Source organism: Paenibacillus sp. 3LSP, assembly GCF_032465655.1.
Lineage (GTDB): Bacteria > Bacillota > Bacilli > Paenibacillales > Paenibacillaceae > Fontibacillus > Fontibacillus barengoltzii.
In genome coordinates, this window is sequence record NZ_JAWDJI010000231.1 from 1 (window position 1) to 5,508 (window position 5,508).

The window sequence follows — 5,508 nt, forward strand, 5'->3', positions numbered from 1 at the left end:
CGGCCGGGACGACTCCAAGCTGGGCGGGCCGCTGCGCCTGCGCCTTGATCCATATTTTACGGCGTTGTCCCCGTACAATACGTACTGGCGCGGCGAGAGCAAAAGCGTGTACACCGGCCGGGGCTGGATTCAGCCGGTCGGGGATAGCGCGCAGGTGATCGCCGGGGCGGAGCGTACGGGCGGTGTGACGGGCGAGGCGGCTGAAGACGCGGCCATCCCAGCCGCAGCCCAGGTCGACACCGGGCGCAAGCTGATTCGCCAAACGGTGACGTTTGAAGCCCCGTTAACGGGAAGGGTCGCCTTGCTGTCCGGCGGGCTTCCGGTCCAGGCGGAACGGATCATCGCTGGTGACGGGGAAGAACCAGTGGAGATTGAACCTAGGTTCGACGCTTGGGCCGATGCCTTGATCGTCGACTATGCGGCTCCCTCGGAGCGCATTTACAGCTATGAGCTGACGTCGGCGGTGTCAACAGCGTCTGCAGACATGCTGCGCCACGAAGAGGGGCCGGACCCGGCAGAGGTCCGTGACCGCTTTCTACAGCTGCCGGATGCACTGCCGGAGCGGGTGCGGAAGCTGGGCGAGCGGCTTGTCGCCGGAGAGAGCAACCGCTATGATGCGGCCGCTGCGGTCGAGAGCTACTTAGAGCATCGCTATACTTACAGCTTGGATTCCCGGCAGCCGCCGGAAGGGGCCGATTTCGTTGACCACTTCCTGTTCGTCGACCGCATCGGTTATTGCGATCACTTCTCGACGGCGATGGTCATTCTGCTGCGCAGCGGCGGAATTCCGGCACGCTGGGTCAAAGGCTTCGCGCCTGGGGACCCTGCGCCGTCTGCAGCTTCGACTTCCGGAGGAACGGGGAGCAGGGGGGAGGCCGTTTCACTAGCAAGCGGTACAGGCTCCAGCTCGGCAGAGATGCACCGATATACCGTAGCCTATGCGGATGCGCATTCGTGGGTCGAGGTTTATTTTCCCGAAACAGGTTGGATTGCCTTTGATCCGACGCCAGGGTTTGGCGAGTCCATCGCCTTGAGCGTCAGCACCTTAGCGGATTATAGATTAGGTGAAGCAGATACGGTAGCGGCTTTTCCGTGGTTAGCCAAAGCTGTTGAAGTGGCTAAGCACCTGCAACCGAGACTTACTGAATTGGCTTACGAAAAACTTACCCGTATGACCCCGCGGCTGCGCCCGTTTGATTGGACCGTTTTGGCTTTAACTGCTGGTTTCGCCTTACTGTTCGCACGAGAACTGAGGCTGCGCGGATACTTACTGCTGCTTGCCTTCGGACGATTGCGGCCAGGGAGCACGTTTCCTGGACGCCGCGAGTTGCTTGCTTCAGCGGATCGGGTTTGGCGCGAGTTGGCATTGCTGCATGGTCCCAAGCCCGCGTCCATGACAGCCCGGGAATATATTCAGGGCGCGTTCAGCGAAGATCAGGCGCAATCGGAGTGTGCGGAGCAGTTCGTACGGACCTGGGAAAAGATCTACTACGGAGGCTTGCGACCGGATCGACAGGAAAGCGTGAAATTCCTTGAACAATGCCGGAAGTTGGCCTCTCGCCGAGGCTGAAATTGGCGCTTGGGCTTCCTTGACGACCTCTTTTGTCGTTTCGTATAATAGGTGTCATAATTTGAGGGAGGCTCGGTCATGAATAAGCCAAATGAAATGATTGTGGTCCTTGACTTCGGAGGACAATACAATCAGTTAATCGCAAGAAGAATCCGCGACTTAGGCGTATACAGCGAATTGCTGCCGTATAATACGCCGGTTGAACGCCTGCGGGAAATCGCGCCGAAAGGCATCGTATTTTCGGGTGGTCCATCCAGCGTTTATGCGGAGGATGCCCCACACATTGACCCGGCCGTGTACGACATCGGTGTGCCGATCTTCGGCATCTGTTATGGGATGCAGTTGATGGCTCACCAGCTTGGCGGTAAGGTTGAACGGGCGGCAAAACGCGAGTACGGCAAAGCGGACGTGGATTTTGCCGAACATTCGGCCCTAACTCGCGGTCTGGATTCGAAGCAGACCGTATGGATGAGCCACGGGGACCATGTGACCCAGCTTCCGGACGGCTTCGTGGTTGATGCATCAACAGAGCATGCGCCGATCGCCGGATTTGCCAATCCGGACCGGAAGATGTACGGTGTGCAATTCCATCCTGAAGTGCGGCATTCTGTACATGGGAATGAAATGATCCGCAATTTCCTTTATGACATCTGCGGCTGCGAAGGCAACTGGAGCATGGAGACGTTTATTGAAGACGCGGTACGTGATATTCGCACTCAAGTCGGCGACGGCAAAGTGCTTTGTGCGTTGAGCGGCGGTGTAGACTCCTCAGTGGTGGCTATGCTGATTCATAAAGCAATTGGTGATCAGTTAACCTGTATGTTCATCGATCACGGTCTGCTGCGCAAAGGCGAAGCGGAGAGCGTCATGGAGACCTTCGTGGGCAAATTCGATATGAAGGTTGTCAAGATTGATGCGCGCGAGCGTTTCCTCTCGAAGCTGGCCGGCGTGGATGATCCGGAACAGAAGCGCAAAATCATCGGTAACGAGTTTATTTACGTGTTCGACGAAGAGTCGGCGAAGTTCGATGACTTTACTTACCTGGCGCAGGGGACGTTGTATACCGACATTGTCGAGAGCGGCACGGCAACGGCTCAAACGATTAAGTCCCACCATAACGTGGGCGGGCTGCCGGAAGATATGAAGTTCAAGCTGATTGAACCGCTGAAAACGTTGTTCAAAGACGAAGTGCGCAAGGTTGGCGAAGAATTAGGGCTGCCGCGGGAAATCGTGTGGAGACAACCGTTCCCGGGACCGGGACTTGCGATTCGCGTCTTGGGCGAAGTGACGGAAGAGAAATTGCAAATCGTTCGGGATTCCGATTACATCCTGCGCGAAGAAATTGCCAAGGCGGGGCTGGATCGCGAGATTTGGCAATACTTTACGGCATTGCCGAACATGCGCAGCGTAGGGGTCATGGGCGACGCTCGTACTTACTCCTACACCGTAGGTATCCGCGCGGTGACGTCCATCGACGGCATGACCGCCGACTGGGCGCGTATCCCGTGGGACGTGCTGGAGAAGATCTCTGTACGGATCGTTAACGAAGTCGAGAACGTGAACCGCGTCGTGTACGACATTACGTCGAAGCCGCCGGCCACGATTGAATGGGAATAGGTTATTAAACTCACAAATGCTCTCCTTTAGATGCCGGTTCAGGCAAATAAAGGAGAGCATTTTTGGTTAATTTACTGTTGTATCTATTGCTTTGGGTCTCTTGATTACTTTGAAATCAGTGTAAATTTTCACGAATAATTCAAATTACGAACAATAATATCACGAATTGAATCGAATATTCGTTTTTTTTGTTGACATTTTAGGACCCTCCGCCTAGAATAAATCATGTAATAAGCCTTGCTGACATGGCTTGTCTGGATATCGACAAAACCGCATAGTTCTTTTCGTATAATTCCGGGAATTGGCCCGGAAGTCTCTACGAGGTCACCGTAAATGATCTGGCTACGAAAGGAAGAAACGAAGGTATCGTTGGAGCGAGTTGGGGAAAGTTCGGGGATGTTGCTCGGATGAATGCTCCTGCTGCGAAAGCTTGCTTTGAACGAAAGCCTAGGGCTGTTGACTGATCCGAACGATCGTTTCTTCTGGATGTACGGTAACCCGAGGGATGTCGCCTCGGGCTTTTTGTCGTTTTCCGAAGGGAATGCAGGCAAAGTGGTGCTGTGATGCCAGTTGTTTGAACCAGGATTGTCAATTTTTAAGGGGGAGTAATTTTATCATGGATCGGTTTTTTAAACTGAAACAGAACGGTACGACGGTACGTACGGAAATTATGGCGGGCCTGACCACGTTTATGGCGATGGCCTACATCCTTACGGTGAACCCGAACACGTTGACGGCGTTTGGCCAGATCGAAATGGGTTGGTACTCCGTATTCTTGGCAACGGCGCTGTCCGCAGGGATTTTCACGATTGCCATGGGCCTTTTCATTAACTTTCCTGTAGCGCTTGCGCCGGGGATGGGTCTGAACGCGTATTTTGCGTCCGTCATTCTGTCATCTGCGACAACGGATCATCCGTTTACTTGGGAAATGGGCTTAACGGCTGTATTCATTTCCGGGTTGATCTTCATCCTGTTGACTTTAACGAAAGTTCGTCAAATGCTACTGGATGCCGTTCCAGATTCGTTGAAGCATGCAATTACGGTCGGGATCGGGTTGTTCATTACGATTATCGGTCTGAAAAACAGCGGGCTGATGACCATCGGCGTTGAAGCTGGCAGCGATATTCCGGCGAATACGTTCACCGATGTACTTTCCTTTGAAACGGTCATTCATTTAGGCAGTCTGGAGAACACGGACGTACAGCTTACTTTGATTGGTTTGTTGCTGATCGGGGTTTTGATGGTGCTGAACGTTCGCGGCGCGATTTTGCTGGGGATCCTGGGAACGACGGTTATCGCTTTGCTGATGGGGGTAGTGGACTTCGGTACTTTGTCCAATCCGCAAACGCCTTGGGTTCCAGACTTCACGCAAATTAACTTTGCACGCTTTGACTGGGACGGTATTTTGCATACAGGTATTATTTCCGCGATTGCGACTTTCACTTTCGTAGAATTGTTTGATACATTTGGTACTTTGGTAGGTACAGCTTCTCGTGCAGGAATCATGAAGGATCCAGAAGAAGGCAAAAAACGCGTCGGCAAAGCCATGCTGGTTGACGCAGCGGCTGTTACTGGCGGTGCATTGCTGGGGACTTCCACGACGACGGCTTATGTTGAAAGTGCAGCTGGCGTAGCAGAAGGTGGACGTACAGGGTTGACTGCCCTCACGACGGGGGTTTGCTTCTTGGCGGCCTTGTTCTTGGCTCCGATCGCCGCTTTGATCCCTGGTGCTGCAACGGCTGCAGCCTTGATCATCGTTGGTGTTCTGATGGTGCAATCGATCAAAGAGATCGACTTCTCCGATATGGTTATCGCTATCCCTGCGTTCTTGACGGTAACGATGATGCCGTTCACCTACAATATTGCGAACGGGATTTCGTTCGGTGTCGTGTTCTATGTGGTGCTGGCCTTCGCGGCCAATCTGATTGGCAAAAAGAAATACGACATCCACTGGTTAATGTGGGTATTGTTCGTTCTGATCATTCTTCGTTACATTTTCCTTGGCAGCCAAGGCTAATGATGAACTAACGGCCTCTCAAGCCTGCAGTCCCTTTGAGGATTGCAGGTTTTCTTTTTTTATATATTTATATATATAGTAGATTCTCGAGTGCAGGGGGCAATTTCCAAGTATTTCATTTGTATTTGTTTGAGAGGTTTGATATATTATAAAAGTCGCTCACAGCGACGAGGTAATTACGACGATGCATGAACCGGACAGTCGAAAAAAAGTTCTTGCATTCGAACGAATTACTTGATATAATATAAGAGTTGTCGCCGATAAGGTGATAACGAAGTTGATCTTTGAAAACTGAACAACGAGT

General features: G+C 52.6%; 4 protein-coding genes and 1 riboswitch. All 4 genes read left to right on the forward strand.

Annotated elements, in window-relative coordinates:
- The coding region (locus tag RW092_RS20010) for a DUF4129 domain-containing transglutaminase family protein (RefSeq protein ID WP_316011081.1) at positions 1–1,570 on the forward strand (1,570 nt) is incomplete at its 5' end.
- A gap of 78 nt (positions 1,571–1,648) precedes the next feature.
- The gene (gene guaA / locus RW092_RS20015; protein ID WP_009226961.1) at positions 1,649–3,187 is read left to right on the forward strand and encodes a glutamine-hydrolyzing GMP synthase; all 1,539 of its coding nucleotides are present in this window, start codon (positions 1,649–1,651) and stop codon (positions 3,185–3,187) included.
- 264 nt (positions 3,188–3,451) lie between these two features.
- A riboswitch (purine riboswitch) is annotated at positions 3,452–3,552 on the forward strand.
- Positions 3,553–3,598: 46 nt separating this feature from the next.
- Complete coding sequence (locus RW092_RS20020) at positions 3,599–3,751, forward strand: hypothetical protein (RefSeq protein ID WP_157268850.1); 153 nt, start codon at positions 3,599–3,601, stop codon at positions 3,749–3,751.
- A gap of 52 nt (positions 3,752–3,803) precedes the next feature.
- Positions 3,804–5,204, forward strand: a complete 1,401-nt coding sequence (locus tag RW092_RS20025; RefSeq protein ID WP_016313507.1) for an NCS2 family permease — start codon at positions 3,804–3,806, stop codon at positions 5,202–5,204.
- Positions 5,205–5,508: the final 304 nt, after the last annotated feature.

Coding starts and splice junctions, on each gene's coding strand:
- guaA (WP_009226961.1), top strand. CDS start 1,649: ATGAATAAGCCAAATGAAATGATTGTGGTCCTTGACTTCGGAGGACAA.
- RW092_RS20020 (WP_157268850.1), top strand. CDS start 3,599: ATGCTCCTGCTGCGAAAGCTTGCTTTGAACGAAAGCCTAGGGCTGTTG.
- RW092_RS20025 (WP_016313507.1), top strand. CDS start 3,804: ATGGATCGGTTTTTTAAACTGAAACAGAACGGTACGACGGTACGTACG.